General features: G+C 67.5%; 15 protein-coding genes and 2 pseudogenes. 11 read left to right on the forward strand and 6 right to left on the reverse strand.

Going from position 1 to position 18,664, the window contains the following annotated elements; genetic code table 11:
* A pseudogene (locus APM_RS15950) lies at window positions 1-677 on the forward strand (serine/threonine protein kinase); the annotation flags it as partial.
* A gap of 4 nt (window positions 678-681) precedes the next feature.
* Here the strand turns inward: APM_RS15950 and APM_RS15955 are convergent.
* Together APM_RS15955 and APM_RS15960 are read right to left on the reverse strand one after the other, a co-directional pair.
* On the reverse strand, window positions 682-1,053 hold the full coding sequence (locus APM_RS15955; protein ID WP_007424422.1) for a c-type cytochrome: 372 nt from the start codon (window positions 1,051-1,053) through the stop codon (window positions 682-684).
* 51 nt (window positions 1,054-1,104) lie between these two features.
* Window positions 1,105-2,454: a hypothetical protein gene (locus APM_RS15960; protein WP_007424423.1), complete on the reverse strand. Its 1,350-nt coding sequence runs from the start codon at window positions 2,452-2,454 to the stop codon at window positions 1,105-1,107.
* Window positions 2,455-2,612: 158 nt separating this feature from the next.
* Here APM_RS15960 and recQ point away from each other — a divergent pair, with 158 nt between their 5' ends.
* The 3 genes from recQ (at window position 2,613) to APM_RS15975 (ending at window position 6,502) form a co-directional block, all read left to right on the forward strand.
* Window positions 2,613-4,445, forward strand: coding sequence for a DNA helicase RecQ (gene recQ / locus APM_RS15965; protein ID WP_007424424.1), 1,833 nt, complete (start codon window positions 2,613-2,615; stop codon window positions 4,443-4,445).
* Window positions 4,442-5,125: a Crp/Fnr family transcriptional regulator gene (locus APM_RS15970; RefSeq protein WP_007424425.1), complete on the forward strand. Its 684-nt coding sequence runs from the start codon at window positions 4,442-4,444 to the stop codon at window positions 5,123-5,125. The genes recQ and APM_RS15970 overlap by 4 nt, the downstream gene beginning before the upstream one ends.
* An 81-nt stretch (window positions 5,126-5,206) precedes the next feature.
* Window positions 5,207-6,502 (forward strand): O-acetylhomoserine aminocarboxypropyltransferase/cysteine synthase family protein, encoded by a 1,296-nt coding sequence (locus APM_RS15975; RefSeq protein WP_007424426.1) that lies wholly within the window; start codon window positions 5,207-5,209, stop codon window positions 6,500-6,502.
* 52 nt (window positions 6,503-6,554) lie between these two features.
* Here the strand turns inward: APM_RS15975 and pepN are convergent, their stop codons facing one another.
* Window positions 6,555-9,218: an aminopeptidase N gene (gene pepN, locus APM_RS15980; RefSeq protein ID WP_007424427.1), complete on the reverse strand. Its 2,664-nt coding sequence runs from the start codon at window positions 9,216-9,218 to the stop codon at window positions 6,555-6,557.
* Window positions 9,219-9,411: 193 nt separating this feature from the next.
* Here pepN and APM_RS15985 point away from each other — a divergent pair.
* A pseudogene (locus APM_RS15985) lies at window positions 9,412-10,561 on the forward strand (GNAT family N-acetyltransferase).
* Window positions 10,558-11,424, forward strand: coding sequence for a DMT family transporter (locus tag APM_RS15990; RefSeq protein WP_012039817.1), 867 nt, complete (start codon window positions 10,558-10,560; stop codon window positions 11,422-11,424). Before APM_RS15985 ends, APM_RS15990 begins: the two are co-directional and overlap by 4 nt.
* On the opposite strand, the gene APM_RS15995 is transcribed toward APM_RS15990, so the two are convergent.
* Entirely contained in the window at window positions 11,385-11,765 is a 381-nt protein-coding gene (locus APM_RS15995; RefSeq protein ID WP_012039818.1) for a CsbD family protein, read from the reverse strand. The genes APM_RS15990 and APM_RS15995 overlap by 40 nt on opposite strands.
* Window positions 11,766-11,965: 200 nt before the next feature.
* Here APM_RS15995 and APM_RS16000 point away from each other — a divergent pair, with 200 nt between their 5' ends.
* Together APM_RS16000 and APM_RS16005 are read left to right on the forward strand one after the other, a co-directional pair.
* Window positions 11,966-13,579: an APC family permease gene (locus APM_RS16000; RefSeq protein ID WP_007424429.1), complete on the forward strand. Its 1,614-nt coding sequence runs from the start codon at window positions 11,966-11,968 to the stop codon at window positions 13,577-13,579.
* Between the two features lie 90 nt (window positions 13,580-13,669).
* A complete protein-coding gene (locus APM_RS16005; RefSeq protein WP_007424430.1) occupies window positions 13,670-14,287 on the forward strand; it encodes a pyridoxamine 5'-phosphate oxidase family protein in 618 nt (205 codons plus the stop codon).
* A gap of 9 nt (window positions 14,288-14,296) precedes the next feature.
* Here APM_RS16005 and APM_RS16010 read toward each other — a convergent pair whose 3' ends face one another.
* Window positions 14,297-14,896: a glutathione S-transferase gene (locus APM_RS16010; RefSeq protein ID WP_007424431.1), complete on the reverse strand. Its 600-nt coding sequence runs from the start codon at window positions 14,894-14,896 to the stop codon at window positions 14,297-14,299.
* A gap of 120 nt (window positions 14,897-15,016) precedes the next feature.
* Window positions 15,017-16,078 (reverse strand): phosphotransferase, encoded by a 1,062-nt coding sequence (locus tag APM_RS16015; protein ID WP_007424432.1) that lies wholly within the window; start codon window positions 16,076-16,078, stop codon window positions 15,017-15,019.
* Window positions 16,079-16,256: 178 nt separating this feature from the next.
* Here APM_RS16015 and APM_RS16020 point away from each other — a divergent pair, with 178 nt between their 5' ends.
* The 3 genes from APM_RS16020 to APM_RS21715 all read left to right on the forward strand — a co-directional run.
* Window positions 16,257-17,537 carry an acyl-CoA dehydrogenase family protein gene (locus tag APM_RS16020; RefSeq protein ID WP_007424433.1) on the forward strand — a complete coding sequence of 427 codons (1,281 nt, stop codon included), beginning with the start codon at window positions 16,257-16,259 and terminating at the stop codon, window positions 17,535-17,537.
* The gene (locus APM_RS16025; RefSeq protein WP_007424434.1) at window positions 17,537-18,511 is read left to right on the forward strand and encodes an NADPH:quinone oxidoreductase family protein; all 975 of its coding nucleotides are present in this window, start codon (window positions 17,537-17,539) and stop codon (window positions 18,509-18,511) included. The genes APM_RS16020 and APM_RS16025 overlap by 1 nt, the downstream gene beginning before the upstream one ends.
* Window positions 18,508-18,664 (forward strand): SDR family NAD(P)-dependent oxidoreductase (locus tag APM_RS21715; RefSeq protein WP_007424435.1); only part of this gene is annotated, 157 nt, incomplete at its 3' end. The genes APM_RS16025 and APM_RS21715, both read left to right, overlap by 4 nt.

Genomic DNA, 18,664 nt, shown 5'->3' on the forward strand with positions numbered 1-18,664 from the left:
CGGCGCCCACACCCGTGCCGCCGCCCTCGGCCGCCACGATCGAGGCGCGACTGACCGCCGCCGTGCGTCAGACCTCCTGCGCGATGGCAACCGGAAGCGCCCGGAACGGAGACTTCCAGGTCTCGGCTCTCGTTCGCGCTGCGAACAAGCCCGCGCTGGCGGCAGCGATCGACGATGTCGCCCGCGCGATTCCCTCGGCGCATGTCGCCGTCACGCTCGACGATTTCACCGGCCCGTATTGCGGCATGGTTTCGACGATCGAGCCCTATGCACCCGTCTTCGCGGATGCCGCCCAGCGACTCGGCTTCAGGCTTGCGGGCGGCGTCAACCGCCTTGCCAAGGGGCAGCCGATCACTGTGCGCGTGAAGCCGCCCGCATGGGCCCATGATCTCGAGATCGACTATGTCTCGAGCAATGGGCAGATCTATCGTCTCCACCCCGCCGCGGACCGGAAGGACGGGATCATCAGCGACACGCTGGGTCAGGTTGGCGCGCCGTTCGGGAGGGACATGATCGTTGCCATCGCCTCGACCGCCCCGCTGCCGCTGGCCACGGGCGATCAGCTAACATCGACGAAAGCATGGCCAGGACAGCTTCAGTCCGCGCTTTCGACGATCACGCAAAAAGGCGGCCGCGTCGCCACGGCCGCCATATTGCTTGATACGAGACCCAAATGATCGATTATTTGCCGAGCGTCTGCAGATAGGCGACCACGTCGGCCCGATCGGTGGCATTGGCCATGCCCATATAGGGCATCTTGGTGCCCGGCACATCCGCCTGCGGATTGGCCAGGAACTTGTCGAGCGTCGAGGCGTTCCACACGATTCCGGACTTCTTGAGCGCCGGGGAGAACTGGAATCCCGGGGTCGCAGCGGCCTTCGCGCCGTAGACGCCCGCCAATGACGGGCCGATCCCGTTCTGCCCCGGGCTCACGCTATGGCAGGCTGCGCACTGGGCCTGAAACAGTGCCTTGCCATGTGCCACGTTCGCCGCCTGCGCGCTCGCGATGCAGAACGCACCCGCGGCAACGGCGATGAGAAGAGTGGATTTCATTTTGGTCTCTCCTGTCGGGCACCCGCCCGTCCGGGCGGGTGCGTGTTGTCCTCAGAAAGCCAGCCATACACCGGCGAACAGCGTATCGTTCGCCTGTGCGTTGGTTCCCTGGCCGTCATAATTGTGCGCAAGGCCATTGAAGATCGGATAGACGGTATCCTCGACGAAGAACTTGGCATTCAGCCAGGGCAGCCATTTCGGTCCCCCATCGTTGAACGGGTAGTAATCGAGCTCCGTCGTCCAGCTGTTGCTGTTCGGCTTGCCGTTCGCGTTTCCGTAATAAACCGGATCGGAATTCCCGTAAATCGTGTTGAACGACTCTGTGATCCCGAACTTCTGGTAGAGCAGTTCGGACAGCGTGATCGTGGCGACGTTCAGACTGTCGGCACGGTTGCTGACACTGCCGAGCGGATAGCTTGCCGCCCAGTCCTGCGACTCGTGGATGATGTTCGCCTGAACCGAAAACGCCTGATTGTGCGTGATGTACTGGAACTGCGTGTCGGCCGCGATGTCGAAGAATTGATCCGTCGGGCCGCTCGCCACACCCGTCGGATAGACCCGATCCATCAGCGCATAGCTGCCGACCTCGATCGAGGAGTTACCCCACTGATGCTGGAAGGCGAGCCGCAGATAGGGCGCCACACCATCGATCTTGGGGCCGCCGCCCGCGCCGAGCGCGTAGCCCATGCGTTGCGGCAACGACTTGTAGAGGTCCGCCTCGGCATAGATCATGTCGGACGGCGTGACGTTGAGCGCGCCGTAGACGCCCGCGCCATACACGGTCTGCGCCAGCGACGCGATCTGCTGCGAGGCCGCGGGGGCGTTCGCGAGACCCGAGGGGATATAGGGATAGCCCCAGCTCGGCGGCGTGTTCCAGAGGTCTGTCACGGCCGGGTTGTTGTTGAGGGTAATGCCCCAGAACAGCGGGTGACCGAACAGGCTGCCGGGCCGGGCAAGACGGATATCGGTGTTGTCCCAACTCCACTGCCTGGCGACGCCGTCATACGTCACCTGCACAAACGCGCCGAGGCCGATCGCCGAATCGAGCGCGCCGCCATAGAACAGGCTGGTCTGCTGCGCGGCCCAGGCATCGTTCGACTTGAAGCCGGGCTGCAGGCCGCCCGGGACCTTGTCGTGCTGCTGGGTCCATCCGATCTGGGACATCACGGCGAAATTCTTCCAGGTCGGGAAGGTGCCGCCGGCGATGTAGCCCTCGAGCTTGAAATCCCGCCCATACGGCGTGAGCTGCGGAAAGCCGATATGACAGGCCGAGCACGGTTCGCCGGTCTGCGCTGCAAAGGCGGGGATCGCGTAGGCAGCGCGAGGCGCCGCAAGCCAGGCTGCGGCAACCATGCCAGCGGCCGCAAGCCGCCAGGAATAGGGATGTGACCGGGTTTTCATTTGCAGTCTCCCGTTGACTTTCATTCAGTGACGAGCATCCGATTAACAGGGCCCAAAATCGTGGTCGTTGATCGAGATCAATTTGTGACGGCTTGTGACCGCATGTTGCAGGTGTGCACCATTGCCGCCGGCCCGGCGAAAGCCCTACACCTTGTCCCGTGCGAATCGACCCGCCCCGACGGCCTACGGAAGATATCGCCATAGAACCCGAAGCGGTTCTAAGGCGGGTTTTCGGCCATGACGGTTTCCGGGGGCCGCAGCGCGACATCGTCACCCATGTCATCGCCGGGCATGACGCCCTCGTGCTGATGCCCACCGGCGGCGGGAAGTCGATCTGCTATCAACTTCCCGCAATCTGCCGGCAGGGCGTCGGAATCGTGGTCTCGCCGCTGATTGCCCTGATGCGCAATCAGGTCGAGGCGTTGCGCCAGCTGGGTGTGCGCGCCGCGGCCTTCAACTCGAGCCTCGAGGCCGCCGAACGCGCGACGGTTCTCCGGGCACTTCGGGCAGGGGAGCTCGACCTGCTCTACGTGGCGCCGGAGCGGCTGGTCACCGAGGATTTCCTCGCCCTGTTAGGGTCGGTGCGGATCGCACTCTTCGCGATCGACGAAGCCCACTGCGTCAGCCAATGGGGCCATGATTTCCGGCCCGAATATCTCCAGCTCGCAACGATCGGCGAGAGATTTCCGGGCGTGCCCCGCATCGCACTCACCGCCACGGCCGATCCGCAGACGCGCGATGACATCGCGCGCCGCCTCGGGCTCGACGGGGCGCGCCTGTTCATCTCCAGTTTCGACCGGCCGAACCTGACCTACGCGATCGCGCCCAAGATCGAGCCACGGCGGCAGCTTCTCGCCTTCCTGCGCGGCCATGAGGGCGAGTGCGGCATCGTCTACTGCCTGAGCCGCGCCGCCGTCGAGGAAACGGCGAGCTGGCTTGCCGGCCAGGGTCTGCGGGCCCTGCCCTATCATGCCGGGCTGGATGCGGCGACGCGGAACCGGAACCAGGACGCCTTCCTCGGCGAGGACGGCCTGATACTGGTTGCCACCATCGCCTTCGGCATGGGGATCGACAAGCCGGACATCCGCTTCGTCGCCCATCTGGACCTGCCATCGAGCCTGGAGGCCTATTATCAGGAGACCGGCCGCGCCGGCCGCGACGGCGCGCCGGCCGAGACCCTGATGCTCTATGGTATGCAGGATGTGGCATTGCGTGGACGCCTGATCGACCAGAGCGACGCGCCGGACGAGGTCAAGCGCATTGCCCGGGCCAAGCTCGGCGCGCTGCTCGGCGTCTGCGAGACGGCCGGGTGCAGGCGGCGCGCGGTGCTCGCGCATTTCGGCGAAACCTATCCCGGAGACTGCGGCCGCTGCGACAATTGCCGCACACCGGTGCAGACCTGGGACGGTACCGAAGCCGCGCGCAAGGCGCTTTCGGCGATACTGCGCACGGGGCAGCGCTTCGGTGTGGGCCACCTGACCGATATTCTCCGCGGCACCGCGACCGACCGGATCAGGCATCTTGGTCACGACAGGCTGCCGACGTTCGGGGTCGGCGCGGATCTCGACCGCCGCCAGTGGGGCTCGGTCTTCCGTCAGCTCGCGGTGGCCGGGCTGGTCGAGATCGACCACGAGGCCTATGGCGCGCTGCGCATCACGGAGCGGGCCCGGCCGGTGCTTCGCGGCGAGGAGGCGCTCCGCCTGCGCCGCGACCCCGCCACCGGCAGGAAGGGCGGGCAGCGCAGCACGGCGGGGCCATCACCGGCGATCGAAGCCCCCGGTTTCGAGGCGCTCCGGGAATGGCGGCGCGAGGTCGCCCGCTCGCAGCAAGTGCCTGCCTATGTCATTTTTCACGATGCGACGCTGGCCGCCCTCGCTGCCGCGAGGCCAAGCAGCCGGCGCGATCTGGCGGCCGTGCCCGGCATGGGAACCAGCAAGATCGAACGCTACGGCGACGCCGTGCTCGCCGTGCTCGCGAGGACAACGGCATGACCCGGAACGCACGAAACTACATGGCCCGCATCCCGCTCTTCGCCCCCTTCAGCCCGGAAGAGCTGGATGCGCTCTATGCCTGCACCTACGAGCGCAACATGACGACCGGCGAAATGCTGATCCAGCGCGGCGATCCGGGTACGTCGATGATGCTGATCCTTGCCGGCGAGGTGCGGGTCGTGCTCCCCGGAATCGATGGCAACGACCAGGATCTCAACACGCTGCGCGAGGGCGCGGTTTTCGGCGAAATCGCGCTGTTCGACGGCAAGCCCCGCAGCGCGGACGTGGTCGCCGCGACCAATGGCCGGCTTCTGGTGCTGGAACGCGCCTCGGTGGTGCGGCTGATCGAGCGTGATCCGCAATTCGCCATGCGGGTGATCGAAATCATCTGCATGCGGCTGCGCACCACACTCGCGCAGCTTGACTCCATCCTGTTCCAGGATGTGAGCCAGAGAGTCGTCACCTTCCTGCTGCAGCGTTCCGAGGGGCTGGAACGCGCGCGGATCGACACCACCCAGAGCGCGCTTGGCCGCGCCGTCGGATCGACGCGCGAAACGGTGAACCGGCGACTCAGGGATCTCGAGGCCCGCGGCCTCATCGAACTCACCCCGGGCCGAATCACGGTGCGGGACCGGAACGGCCTGTCCGCGCTCCTGCAGGGCCGTTCACGCATGGCCTGACGGGCCACGCCCTTGCCACGGCGGGCGCGCGGGCGTTAGCTTTCGCTCCCACGAGAACAGATGCCCGATGGAGACAGCCCCATGACGGTCAAGAGCCGACACCCGGAAACGCTCGCCCTGCACGCCGGCTGGCGCGCCGATCCCACCACCGGCTCGGTCGCGGTGCCGATCCACCAGACCACCTCCTACCAGTTCAACAGCACCGAACACGCGGCCAACCTGTTCGCGCTGTCCGAGCTCGGCAACATCTACACCCGCATCATGAACCCGACGACGGACGTGCTCGAGCAGCGCCTCGCCGCCGTCGAGGGCGGGGTCGCCGCGCTCGCCCTCGCCTCCGGCCAGGCCGCCTCGGCGAGCGCGATCCGCACGCTGACGCGCGCGGGCGAGAACGTCGTCGCCTCCACCGATCTCTACGGCGGCACCTGGAACCTCTTCGCCAACACGCTGCGCGACCAGGGCATCGAGATCCGCTTCGTCGACCCGACCGACCCCGAGAATTTCCGCCGCGCGACCGATGACAAGACCCGCGCGTATTACGCCGAAACCCTGCCCAACCCGAAGCTCGCGGTCTTCCCCATCGCCGAGGTCGCGGCGATCGGCCGCCCGCTCGGCATCCCGCTGATCATGGACAACACGGCCGCGCCGCTGCTCTGCCGGCCCTTCGACCACGGCGCGGCCATCGTGATCTATTCCACCACGAAATATATCGGCGGCCACGGCACCTCGATCGGCGGGATGATCATCGATTCCGGCAATTTCGACTGGGCCGCCCACCCCGCGCGCCAGCCGCTGCTGAACGCGCCCGACCCCTCCTATCACGGCGCGGTCTGGGTCGAGGCGGTCAAGCCGCTCGGCCCGATCGCCTACATCATCCGCGCCCGCACCGTGATCCTGCGCGACGAGGGGGCGGCGCTCTCGCCGTTCAACGCCTTCCAGCTCATCCAGGGGCTGGAGACGCTGCCGCTGCGCATGGCGCGGCATTGCGAGAACGCCGAGAAGGTGGTCGATTTCCTCTCCAGCCATCCCGACGTGGTGCGGGTGATCCACCCCGGCGTCGCCACCGGCGAGGCGCGGCGGCGCACGGAAACCTACCTCACCGGCGGCAGGGGCGCGCTGGTCGGCTTCGAACTGGCCGGCGGCGCCGCATCGGGGCGGAAATTCATCGAGGCGCTGCGGATGTTCTACCACGTCGCCAATATCGGCGACGCCCGCAGCCTCGCCATCCACCCCGCCAGCACCACCCACTCGCAGCTCTCGGCCGAGGAACAGGCGGCCACCGGCGTCACGCCGGGCTATGTCCGGCTGTCGATCGGCCTCGAACACATCGAGGACATCATCGCCGATCTGGATCAGGCGCTGGCGGCCGCGCGCTGAGCTTCAGTCTCCCGATGTCGCGGGCCGGATCCCCGATCCGGCCCGTGATTTTTCACGACCCCGCCCGCGCCCGCTCGGCCATCTCCCGCGCATTGGCCGACAAAGCGGGATCGGCGAGCAGCGCGTCCAGCGCGCCCCGCATCAGCGCCTGCCGCGCCGGATCGAAGCGCTGCCAGCTCGCGAACACGTCAATGCAGCGCGCCGCGATCTGCCGGTTCACCCGGTCGACCTCGCCGATCATCCGCGCCACCAGCGCATAGCCCCGCCCCGACGCATCGTGGAACCAGCGCTGGTTCCCCGCGCCGAACGCCTGCACCAGGGCGCGGAAGCGGTTGGGGTTGCGCAGGTCGAAATCGGCGTGCCGGGTCAGCGCCTCGACGCGGTCCAGCGTGTCCGGCGCCGTCGCCATCGCCTGGATGCGGAACCACTTGTCGCTCACCAGCGCATCGCCGCGCCAGCGCGCGTGAAACGCCGCGAGTGCGGCATCGCGCGCCGGCGTCGCGGTATCGGCGAGCAGCGCCAGCGCGCCGAGCCGCCCGGTCATCGTCGGCGCGGTCTCGAAGCGGCGCTGTGCCGCGTCCAGCCCCGCCGCCGGGTCCGCCGCCATCAGATAGGCCAGCGCGACATTGCCGAGCGCCCGCCGCCCCATGCTCGCCGGGTCGAGGCTGAACGGTGCCGACGGGTCCTCCGCCCCGCACAGCGCGGCGAAGCGGTCGCGCAACTGCCGGCCGATCGCCGCCCGCGTCATCTCCAGCGCGTCATGGATCGCATCCGGGTCGATCACCGCCATCCGGTCCGCCAGCACGTCCTTGCCCGGCAGCGACAATATCCGCGCCGCGAGCGCCGGCGCCTCCTGCGCGAGGTCGAGGGCCGCCGCCATCGCCGCCACCAGCGCCGGATCGGTCGCCACCGCCTCGCCGCGCTGCAATGCGGCGATCGCGTCGAGCAGCGCCCGCGTCGCATATTCCTGCCCGGCCTCCCAGCGGCTGAACCCGTCGGTATCGTGGGCGGCAAGGTGCGCGAGCCCGGCCGCATCATGCCCGGAGAGCTTCACCGGCGCCGAGAACCCGCGCAACAGCGAGGGCACCGGCGGAGAGGCGACCTCCTCGAACACGAAACGCTGCTCGGCCGCGCGCAGCAGCAGCACCCTTGTGCCGCGATGCGCGTCCGCCTCGCCCTCCAGCCGCGCTTCAAGCTCCGCCCCATCCGGCCCGATCAGCCCCATCGCCACCGGGATCAGGAACGGCTCCTTATGCGCCTGTCCCGGCGTCGGCGCCGTCATCTGCCGCAGCGTGAGCGTGTAGCGCCGCGCCGCCGCGTCGTATTCGCCCTCGAATCGCAGCTGCGGCGTGCCCGCCTGCTCGTACCAGCGCATGAACTGGGAAAAATCGAACCCCGATTCCTCGCGCATCGCGGCCACGAAATCCTCGATCGTCGCCGCCGAATTGTCGTTGCGCGCGATGTAGCGATCGAAGCCGCGGCGGAACGCCTCATGCCCGATGATGGTGCGGATCATCCGCACCACCTCCGCCCCCTTCTCATAGACGGTCGCGGTGTAGAAATTGTCGATCTTGCGATAGGCGGCGGGGCGGACGGGGTGCGCCAGCGGCCCGGCATCCTCGGCGAATTGCCGGGCGCGCAGCATCTTGACGTCGTCGATCCGCGACAGCGCCGCATCGGTCGTCGCCGCGCCATATTCCTGATCGCGAAAGACGGTCAGACCCTCCTTGAGCGAGAGCTGGAACCAGTCCCGGCAGGTCACCCGGTCGCCGGTCCAGTTGTGGAAATATTCATGCGCGATCACCCGGTCGATCCGCTGGTAGTCGGCATCCGTCGCGGTATCCGGCCGGGCGAGGACGAGGGCGGTGTTGAAGATGTTGAGCCCCTTGTTCTCCATCGCCCCCATGTTGAAGTCGGACACGGCGGCGATGTTGAAGATGTCGAGGTCGTATTCGAGGCCGAACGCCTCCTCGTCCCAGCGCATCGCCCGCTTGAGGCAGGCCATCGCGTGGTCGACCTTGTCCTCGTCGCCGCGGCGGACATGGATGCCGAGCTGCACCTGCCGCCCCGAGCGGGTGACGAACGCGTCATGCACCGAAACCAGGTCGCCCGCGACCAGCGCGAACAGATAGGACGGCTTGGGGTGCGGGTCCTCCCATTTCGCCCAGTGCCGCCCGTCCGGCAGCGTGCCGCGATCGACCGGATTGCCGTTGGACAGCAGCAGCGGGCAGCGCGCCGGATCGGCGATCAGCGTCGCCGTGTAGCGGGCCATCACGTCTGGCCGGTCGGGGAAGAAGGTGATGCGGCGAAACCCCTCGGCCTCGCACTGGGTGAAGAAATCCCCGCCCGAGACATACAGTCCCGAAAGCTCGGAATTGCGCTCCGGCGCGATGATCACCTCGGTATCGAGGGTGAATTCGTCCGGCACGTCACGAATGACGAGGCCATGCGCGCCGAGCGCGTAGCGGTTGGCGCCGAGCGCCTCGCCATCGAGCAGCACCGATCGCAGGTCGAGTCCCTCGCCGTCGAGTTCCAGCGGCGCATCCGCGATCCCGTGCGCCTTGTTGCGCCGCAGCGTCAGGCTGGCGCGCACCCGTGTTGCCGCCGGATCGAGATCGAAGATGAGATCGACCGTATCGACCAGAAAGGCCGGAGGCCGGTATTCGTCAAGGCGGCGCGGGGCGGCGTCGGGCAGCGGGACGGGGCGTTCGGTCATCGGACTCTCCTTGCAGCGCCGTTTTATGTGCCTCGCCGGCTGCCGGCGCGCAAATCGCCTCACCGCCCCCCGGAATGCCGCGAACGGGACTCCGCCCTGCCCGGCGGATGGTTGCATCCGCAGCATCAACACCTATGATTTCGTCGAAGTTACGCGGGACGCCACGCTCCCTCCCGCATCGCGCACGGGATTCATGAACGGCACCGCAGACGACCTCTCCCTCTCGCTGCACCAGAGCATCCACGAGGTCCCGGCGCCGGACTGGGATGCGCTGGCCGGCGGCAACCCCTTCGTCAGCCACGCCTTCCTCTCGGCCCTGGAAGACAGCGCCTCCGTCGGCGGCGACAGCGGCTGGTATCCCCAGCACGCGGTGCTGCGCGACGGCGCCGGCCGCCTGCTCGGCGCCGCCCCCACCTACGTCAAGGCCCATTCCTACGGCGAATACGTGTTCGATCACGGCTGGGCCAACGCCTTCGAACGCGCCGGCGGGCGCTACTACCCGAAGCTGCAAGTCGCCGCCCCGTTCAGCCCGGTGCCCGGCCCGCGCCTGCTGATGGCCGAAGGCCTGCCCCTGTCGCTGCTCGCCCGCGGCCTGGAGATCGCCGCCGAGCGGCTCGGCTGCTCCTCGGTCCATGCCACCTTCTGCACCGAGGCCGAGTGGCACGCGCTCGGCGAGGCCGGCTGGCTGCGGCGCATGGGCGTGCAATATCACTGGCACAATCGCGGCTATGAAGGGTTCGAGGATTTCCTCGCCGCCCTGTCCTCGCGCAAGCGCAAGGCGATCCGCCGCGAACGGCGCGACGCGCAGGCCGGGCTCGAGATCCGCGCCCTGCGCGGCAGCGAGATGGGGCGGCGCGAATGGGCCGCCTTCTACAACTTCTATCTCTCCACCGTCGACCGCAAATGGGGCGGCGCCTACCTCACCGAGCGCTTCTTCCCCCTGCTCGGCGAGCGCCTCGGCGATGCCGTGGTGATGATGATGGCCTTCCGCGCCGGCCGCCCGATCGCCGGCGCGCTCAACCTGCGCGGCCCGGACGCGCTCTACGGCCGCAACCTGGGGGGCGCTGGAAGACGTCCCCTTCCTGCATTTCGAACTCTGCTACTATCAGGCGATCGACTACGCGATCGGCGCCGGCCTCGCCCGCGTCGAGGCCGGTGCGCAGGGCCAGCACAAGATCCAGCGCGGCTACCTGCCGAGCCGCACCTTCTCCGCGCACTGGATCGGCCATCCCGGCCTGAGCGATGCCGTCGCCCGCTTCCTCGAGGCCGAGCGCCCGGCGATGGAGGAGGAAATGGCGATGCTCGGCGAGCAATCCCCCTATCGCAGCGATATTTCGCCGTGATCGCCGCCTATGCGGCGCTGGCCGCCTCGATGGTGATCGTCGGCGGCAATGTCGTCCTGCTCAAGCTGCTGGCCGCCCACCTGCCGACCTTCCCGTTGCTGTTCATGCGCACCAGTTTCGCCACGCTGTGCCTTGCCCCGCTGGTGGCACCGCGCTTGCCGGCGCCGCGCACGCTGGCCATCCTGTTCATGCAAGCCGCCTGTGGCACCCTGCTCTACAACGGCATGATGGTCGCCGGATTGAAGCTCACCGGCGCGGTGCAGGCGGGACTGGTCCTCGCGAGTCTTCCGGCGGTGATCGCGCTCGGCGCGGCGCTGTTCCTGCGCGAGCACCTGCGGCCGCTGCAATGGGCGGCGGTGGTGCTGGCGGGCGTCGGCATCGCGGCCCTCGCGCGCGGCGGCGGCGGTTTCAGCCTGGTGGGTGATGCACTCATCTTCGGCGCGGTGTGCGGCGAGGCCGGATATGCCCTGTTCGCCCGCCGCGCCGCCGGCCTGCTGCCGGTGATGCAGGCGACATTCTGGATGCAAGCCTGCGGCGCCGCGATGACGGCCCCGCTCGCCATCGCCAGTTTCGGACAGGTCCACTTCACCTGGCTGATCGCCGGGCTGTTGCTGGTGAACAGCCTGACCTCAAGCGTGCTGGCCGTGATCCTGTGGTATCACGGAATGCGGCGTGTTCAGGCCGGCATTGCCGGCACGTTCACCGCGCTGCTCCCCGCGACGGCCACCTTGATGGGCGTGCTCGTTCTGGCAGAACCGTTCACCCGGGGCGATGCAATGGGCTTTGCCGCCCTGTTCGTCTCGATGGTGCTGATCCTGCGGCCTCAGCGCCGCCCCCCGTGGAAGAGGAAGGCCAGCGCGTAGCCGAGCGTCGCGGCGCCGAACAGGGCGAGAACGGGCTGTTCGCGCACGAAGTCCGCCACCCATGCCGCGCCGTCACTCGCCGGCGCCGCCGCCCGATCCTCCGGCGCCCGGCCGGCACCCCCCGCCACCGAGTCACGCACGGACTCGAAAGCGGCCCCTGCCGTATGGCTTGCCGAGCGCGCGGCATCCTTCGCCGCGCCAAAGAGCTTCTGCGCTTCGCCCGCGGCCTGGTGGCGCATTCCTTCCCGCTGCAAATCCTCGTCGCCGGTCGCCTCGCCAAGAGCTTCCTCGGCCTTGCCTGCAAAAGCGCGGGCTCCACCTTCGATCTCATCCTTGTCCATCGGGTTTTCCTCCTTCGGCATGTCGGATCAGAGCTCGGGAGATGGGGGCCGAAGCCATCCCGGACAAGCCGGTGTATCTCGCCTTTCCTGATCGTCTAGGTTGTAAAGCCTGATTTTGTCATGGCAGCTTCACGGAAAGGTTTCCTCAGATCAAAAACCGGATTAGGGTTTTGACATAAACTCTAATGGGGGCACGTATAATGGCTGAAGGAACCGGAGTTAAACTCAAGCGCGACGCAGGCGTGATCGGCCTGCTGTTCGCAAGTCTGGGAGGTATCATCGGATCGGGCTGGCTGCTGGGCCCGTTGAACGCGGCAAAGATTGCCGGTCCGTCGGCGATCATCGCATGGGCCATCGGCGGCTTTGCCGTTCTCTTGCTGTCTTTTGTCTATGCCGAGCTGGCGACCGCATTTCCACGGGCCGGCGCGGTGTTCGCATTCCCGAAACTGTCCCACGGCAATCTGATGGCCACGGTGCTCAGCTTCGTGGTGTTCCTGGGATACGCCTCTGTCGCGCCGGCGGAAGCGTCCGCCGTGATCACGTACGGCAGCAACTACGTTTCGGGTCTCATCGACAAGGCTGGCGTGCTGACCAGCGAAGGCTTCATTGCCTCGGCCGTGCTCCTCGCCATCTTCGCGATCATCAACACCCTGGCCATCCGCATTGTGCTTGCCATCAACAGCGCGCTGACCTGGTGGAAACTCGCCATTCCGGTGCTCACGATCCTTGTTTTCGTCATCGTGGGGTTCCACGGCGCGAATTTCAGCTCTCATCGCTTTGCTCCTGGCGGCGCCTCCGGCATATTCTCGGCGGTCGCAACGTCGGGTATCGTCTTCTCCTATCTGGGCTTCCGCCAGGCCGTCGAACTCGCTGGCGAATCAAGCAATCCGCGCCGAAACCTCCCGATCGCGATCGTCGGGTCGGTCGTCATCGGCCTCGTCATCTACATGGGCCTGCAAATCGCGTTCATCGGCGCGCTCAACCCCAGCGATATCGCGAATGGCTGGGCCAAGGTCACCTTCAAGGGGGCGTTCGGTCCGTTCGCCGGCCTGGCCTCGTTGATCGGCATGGGCTGGCTGGCGGTTCTCCTCTACATCGACGCATTCATCTCGCCGTCCGGGACGGGTATCATCTATTTCACCACCACGTCCCGCGTGCTTTATGCGACCGGCAAGGAAGGATTGCTGGGCGGCAACACGTTTGCGCGGCTCTCTGTCGCCGGCGTGCCGATTGTCGGGGTGATCGTGTCTTTCCTGGTCGGCCTGCTGTTTCTTGTTCCGTTCCCGTCGTGGCAGGGCATCGTCACGTTCATCTCCTCGGCAACCGTGCTGTCGTATGGCACGGGCCCCGTCGTGCTCATGACGCTGCGCAAGACCATGCCGGTCGACAAGTACAAGCGCCCCTACCTGCTTTCCGGCGGCATGCTGATTTCCGCGGTGGCCTTCATCATCTCGAACTTCATCATCTTCTGGAGCGGCTCCTCGACGGACACCTTCCTGTTCGAGCTCATCCTGGCGTTCACGGTGATCTATGTCGGCTATGAGGCGATTGCCGGCGTCGGGTTGAGCAATCTCCACTGGAGCGGCGCGTGGTGGCTTGCGCCGTATTTCTTCGGCATGTGGCTGATCACCTATCTCGGGCCGAAGGGCCTCACCGGCGGAACCGGAGCGCTCGGACAGGTTGCGGCCTCGGTCATCCTGATCGTCTTCAGCCTTGTCATCCTCGTCATCGCCATGAATTCGGGCATTCCCGACCCGGAAGAGGCGAAAGCCACGATCCTCGCCGGCGAACCGGAAATGTTCGGGGCCGAGTAAGGGCAATCGGCGGCGGGCGGATGACCTCCGCCCGCCTTCCTGTTCCGGGGTGGGGTTTTCAACCGGCTGAAGCGGACCAGATCTCCGCCCATGACCGGATCGAACACCCCACCCCTTCCATTTCAGGACGAAGATCCCGCCCATCATCCGGCCGCGGATTTCATCTCTGCCGCGCTGGCCCGCCTTGCCAGCGGCGCGCGCGGCCGGCGCAGCGATTTCCATGTCATCGGCATTGCGACGCTGGGTGCCGATGGTGCGCCCCGCCTGCGCTCCGTCGTGCTGCGCAACTTCGAGCCACACAGCGTCCGGCTCACCTTCCACACCGACTCGCGATCCGCGAAGTTCGCCGAACTCTCCCGTGACCGGCGCGCCGCCATCCTCGCCTACGATTCCGGAGCGAAGCTGCAGATCCGGATCGAGGGGCAGGTCGACCTGCACAGCGACGATGCGGACAGCGCTGCGGTCTGGCGCGGCCTGCCGGATGGCGCCCGTCAAATCTACCGCGGCGCGCGAGCGCCGGGCATGCGGGCCGAACCGCGCGTGCTCGATGAAACGGTCGGCGAGGACGAAGCCGAGCGGCACTTCACCGTCTGCCGCCTCACCGCATCGATGATCGACGTGCTGTATCTGCGCGCCGCCGGCCATCGCCGCGCCATCGGCGTGATGGACGGCGCGGGCGGGCTGGCGGCGCACTGGGTCGCCGCCTGACCGGTTCGCTCAGGCCGCCGGCGGCTCGGTCCGGGCGATGGCCGGTTCCTTGCCGAAGGCGGCGAACCAGGCGGCGAGGCCTGGGCAGGACTTCCGCCACTCCCGTGCCGCGAAACGGAAATCAAGATAACCAAGCGCGCAGGCCACCGCGATCGACCCGATATCGAGCATCCGGCCCGGCGGATCCTGTTCGAGCATCGCAAGGGTCCGGTCGATGGCGTGCATCTGCCGCTCGATGAAGGCCTCGCGCGCGGCTTCCCTCGGCTTCATGCTCTCCATCCGGGCGCCGACCGCGGCATCGAGAATGCCGTCGCCCATCGCCTGGTAGCGCAGCGCCACCCATCTGGCCGACCCGCTGGCAGGAAACAGCGGCAGCGCATCGCCGATCTGGTCGAGGTATTCGCAGATCACCCTGCTGTCGAAGAGGGCCACGCCCTCGTCATTGACCAGACAGGGCACCTTGGAGAGCGGATTGTTCGCGATCAGCGCCGCGGGGCTTTCGTGCGGATTGGTCGGGATCAGTTCGATCCTCCGGTCGATGTCGCGGGCAATCGCGCAGGCCATCACCTTGCGGACATACGGGCTGGTCGGGGAGTGGAAGAGCTTCATGCGTCGGAACCTTTCCTGGGCGGAGCCATCATGAAATCGGCGCGCAGGCGCCGTTGCCACCGAGGCGGATAGCGCCCCCGCGCGCGGGGAGGCAAGCGCCGGAGACGGGCACGCCCCGCCTCAATCCCCGCGCACGATGTTCCAGCCGGTCTTGGCGACCTGCAGGAACACGTCATGCATGCGATGCGCGCGCTGGTCGGCCGCGTTGCCGGCCAGCGCGCGGGCATAGACGCCCTCGACAATGGCCGCCGAGCGGAACAGCGAGAAGCCCATGAAGAACCGCCAGTTGTCGATCCGCTCGCGCCCCGTCCGCCGGCAATACAGCTCCAGCGCCTCGGCCTCGCTCATCAGGCCGAGTTCCGCGAGATCCACCCCCTGGTAGCCCGCCATCGCCGGGCCGGAGCCGGGCGGCAGATGATAGGACATGCAGCAATACGCGAGATCCGCGAGCGGGTGGCCGATGGTCGAAAGCTCCCAGTCCAGCACGGCGACGATCCGCGGCTCGGTCGGGTGGATCATCATGTTGCCGAGCCGGAAGTCGCCATGCACGATCGCACTCTCGTCGCGCTCGGGAATGTTGGCGCGCAGCCAGGCGATCAGGTCGGTCATCGGCGCGAAGTCCTCGGTCTTCGAGGCTTCGTACTGCTTCGTCCAGCGCTCGATCTGGCGGGCGACATAGTGGTCCGGCCGGCCGAAGCCGGTCAGGCCCACCGCGTTGTAGTCGACCTTGTGCAGCGCCGCGATGGTCTCGAAGATCTGCCGATGGATGGCGCCGCGCTCCTCCGGCGCAAGCCCGGGCATCATCACGTCGTGAAACACCCGGCCCGCCACGTGACCCATCACGTAGAACTCGGTGCCGATCACCGCGGCATCGGTGCAGTAATGCAGCATCGGCGCCACCGGCACGTCGGTCGCGGCCAGCGCGCTCTGGATGCGGAATTCGCGGTCGATCTGGTGCGCCGAGGGCAGCAGGGTTCCCGGCGGCTTCTTGCGCAGCACATAGTTCCGGGCCGCCGTCTCGATCAGGTAGGTCGGGTTCGACTGCCCGCCCTGGAACTGGCGGATCGTCGCCGGTTCCGCGAATCCCTCGACATGGCCGGCCAGGTAGGCGAACAGCCTCGCCTCATCGAGCCTGTGCTGTGGCAGCATCTCGACAAGTCGCGGCTGGCTTTCCGTGCTCATCCGGTTCCCTCCTCCCGATCGCGCCGGAAAATCGGGGGCAGGCGGCGCGCTGTCAAGCGTCATTGCCCCAGCCGTATCGAGCCTGCCGCTTGGGGGACTTGCATAACCCGCGCGCACCTCGCACAGTTGGGTCAAACAGACGGCTCAGCAGAATCAGAACAGCGAGGAATATGCTACCATGGAGTTCCGTTATTCCGCCAAGACCGAGGCGCTGCGCCAGCGCGTTGCCGACTTCATGGCCGAGCACATCTATCCGAACGAACAGGCGCTGTTCCACACCGCCCACACCCAGGCCAACCAGTGGAAGCCGCTGGAGCTGCTGCAGGAGATCAAGCAGAAGGCGAAGGCGGCGGGGCTGTGGAACCTGTTCCTCCCCGAATCCGAGCATGGCGCCGGGCTGACCAACGTCGAATACGCGCCGCTCGCCGAAATCATGGGCCGCTCGCCCTTCGGCCCGGAAGCCTTCAACTGCTCCGCCCCCGATACCGGCAACATGGAAGTGCTGACCCGCTACGGAACACCGGAGCAAAAGGAAGCCTGGCTGAAGCCGCTGCTCGCCGGCGAGATCCGTTCCGCCTTCGCGATGACCGAGCCGCGCGTCGCCTCCTCGGATGCGAAGAACATCGAGACCTCGATCCGCCGCGAGGGCGACGAATACGTCATCGACGGCCATAAGTGGTGGACCTCCGGCGCGCCCGACCCGCGCTGCCGCATCCTCATCGTGATGGGCCAGTCCGACCCCGAGAACCCCGACCCCTACAAGCGCCAGTCGATGATCCTGGTGCCCTTCCCGCATCCGGGTGTGACGATGAAGCGCGCCCTGCCGGTGTTCGGCGATGTGGATGCCCCGCACGGCCATGCCGAGATGATCTTCGACAAGGTGCGGGTGCCGGCCGCCAACATGCTGCTCGGCGAGGGCCGCGGCTTCGAGATCGCCCAGGGCCGGCTCGGGCCGGGACGCATCCATCACTGCATGCGCTCGATCGGGGTGGCCGAGCGGGCGCTGGAGCGCATGGTCCGTCGGCTCGAAAGCCGCACCGCCTTCGGCAAGCCCGTCATCGAGCAGAGCGTCTGGCGCGAGCGCATCGCCGAAAGCCGCATCATGATCGACCAGGCCCGCCTGCTCACCCTCAAGGCCGCGCACATGATGGACACGGTGGGCAACAAGGAAGCCCGCGCCGAGATCGCGATGATCAAGGTCGTCGCCCCCAACGTCGCCTGCAAGGTGGTCGACTGGGCGATCCAGGCCTTCGGCGGCGGCGGCGTCGCCGATACCTGGCTCTCCTCGGCCTATGCGCACCAGCGCACGCTGCGTCTGGCCGACGGGCCGGACGAGGTGCATCGCGACCAGCTCGCCCGGCTTGAACACCGGCGCTACCGCAACACCGATCCGGCACGCACGGGCGGCTATCCGAATGTGCTGATCGCGGACGGGCTGTCCGAGCCGGGCCAGGCCTGATGCGCGCGATCCGCTGCGAGGAATGGGGCGGGCCGGAGACGCTGCGCCTGCGCGACATCCCCGATCCCGTCCCGCAGAAAGGCGAGGTGCTGATCCGGATTCACGCCGCCGGGGTGAATTTCCCCGACGTGCTGATCATCCAGAAGAAGTACCAGGTGCAGCCCGAACTGCCCTTCACCCCCGGCGCCGAAATCGCCGGGGAGATCGAGGCGGTCGGCGAGGGCGTCACCGGCTACAAGCCTGGTGACCGCGTGCTCGCCCTCTGCTCGACCGGCGGATTTGCGGAAAGGATCGCGCTCGACGCGCATCGCTGCGTGCCCATACCGGACAGCGTTTCGTTCGAGGTCGCCGCCGGGCTGATGCTCGCCTTCGGCACCTCGCACCACGCCGTCGTCGACCGCGGGGAACTCAAGCCCGGCGAGACGATCCTGGTGCTGGGTGCCGCCGGCGGCGTCGGCCTTGCCGCGGTGGATATCGCCAAGGCCAAGGGTGCCAGGGTGATCGCCGCCGCCTCGTCCGAGGAAAAGCTCGAGATCTGCCGCGCGCATGGCGCCGACGCCACGATCAATTACGGCACCGGGGACCTGCGGGCCGCGATCCGCGAACACACCGGCGGCAAGGGACCGGACGTCATCTTCGATCCCGTGGGCGGGCACCTGGCCGAGCCGGCCTTCCGCTCGATCGCCTGGCGCGGGCGCTATCTGGTGATCGGCTTCGCCGAAGGCACCATTCCGTCCCTGCCGCTCAACCTGCCGCTGCTCAAGGGCGCGTCGCTGGTCGGCGTGTTCTGGGGCGAGTTCGCCCGCCGCGAGCCGAAGAACCAGATCCGGATGATGGAAGACCTGTTCGCCATGCTGGCGCGCGGCGAAATCCGCCCGCTCGTGTCGAAAACCTACCGGCTCGACCAGACGGACGAGGCGCTGCGGGACATGGCGGCACGCCGCGTCACCGGAAAGATCGTGATCCTGCCATGAAAGAGTTCAGCAACCGGGTTGCCGTCATCACCGGCGCGGGCAGCGGCTTCGGCCGCGAATTCGCCCGCATCGCCGCCGCCCGCGGCATGCGCCTCGCCCTCGCCGACATCCAGCCAGACGCGCTGGAGGCCATCGCCGCCGAACTGCGCGCGG

The sequence above is a fragment of the Acidiphilium sp. PM genome, from assembly GCF_000219295.1.
GTDB lineage: Bacteria > Pseudomonadota > Alphaproteobacteria > Acetobacterales > Acetobacteraceae > Acidiphilium > Acidiphilium multivorum.

Bases quoted from the DNA above. Each gene is read 5' to 3' on its own strand.
- APM_RS16015 (WP_007424432.1), bottom strand. From the start codon at position 16,078: ATGAGCACGGAAAGCCAGCCGCGACTTGTCGAGATGCTGCCACAGCAC.
- APM_RS16000 (WP_007424429.1), top strand. From the start codon at position 11,966: ATGGCTGAAGGAACCGGAGTTAAACTCAAGCGCGACGCAGGCGTGATC.
- APM_RS15955 (WP_007424422.1), bottom strand. From the start codon at position 1,053: ATGAAATCCACTCTTCTCATCGCCGTTGCCGCGGGTGCGTTCTGCATC.
- APM_RS15960 (WP_007424423.1), bottom strand. From the start codon at position 2,454: ATGAAAACCCGGTCACATCCCTATTCCTGGCGGCTTGCGGCCGCTGGC.
- APM_RS16010 (WP_007424431.1), bottom strand. From the start codon at position 14,896: ATGAAGCTCTTCCACTCCCCGACCAGCCCGTATGTCCGCAAGGTGATG.
- APM_RS16020 (WP_007424433.1), top strand. From the start codon at position 16,257: ATGGAGTTCCGTTATTCCGCCAAGACCGAGGCGCTGCGCCAGCGCGTT.
- APM_RS15995 (WP_012039818.1), bottom strand. From the start codon at position 11,765: ATGGACAAGGATGAGATCGAAGGTGGAGCCCGCGCTTTTGCAGGCAAG.
- APM_RS15970 (WP_007424425.1), top strand. From the start codon at position 4,442: ATGACCCGGAACGCACGAAACTACATGGCCCGCATCCCGCTCTTCGCC.
- APM_RS16005 (WP_007424430.1), top strand. From the start codon at position 13,670: ATGACCGGATCGAACACCCCACCCCTTCCATTTCAGGACGAAGATCCC.
- APM_RS16025 (WP_007424434.1), top strand. From the start codon at position 17,537: ATGCGCGCGATCCGCTGCGAGGAATGGGGCGGGCCGGAGACGCTGCGC.
- APM_RS15975 (WP_007424426.1), top strand. From the start codon at position 5,207: ATGACGGTCAAGAGCCGACACCCGGAAACGCTCGCCCTGCACGCCGGC.
- pepN (WP_007424427.1), bottom strand. From the start codon at position 9,218: ATGACCGAACGCCCCGTCCCGCTGCCCGACGCCGCCCCGCGCCGCCTT.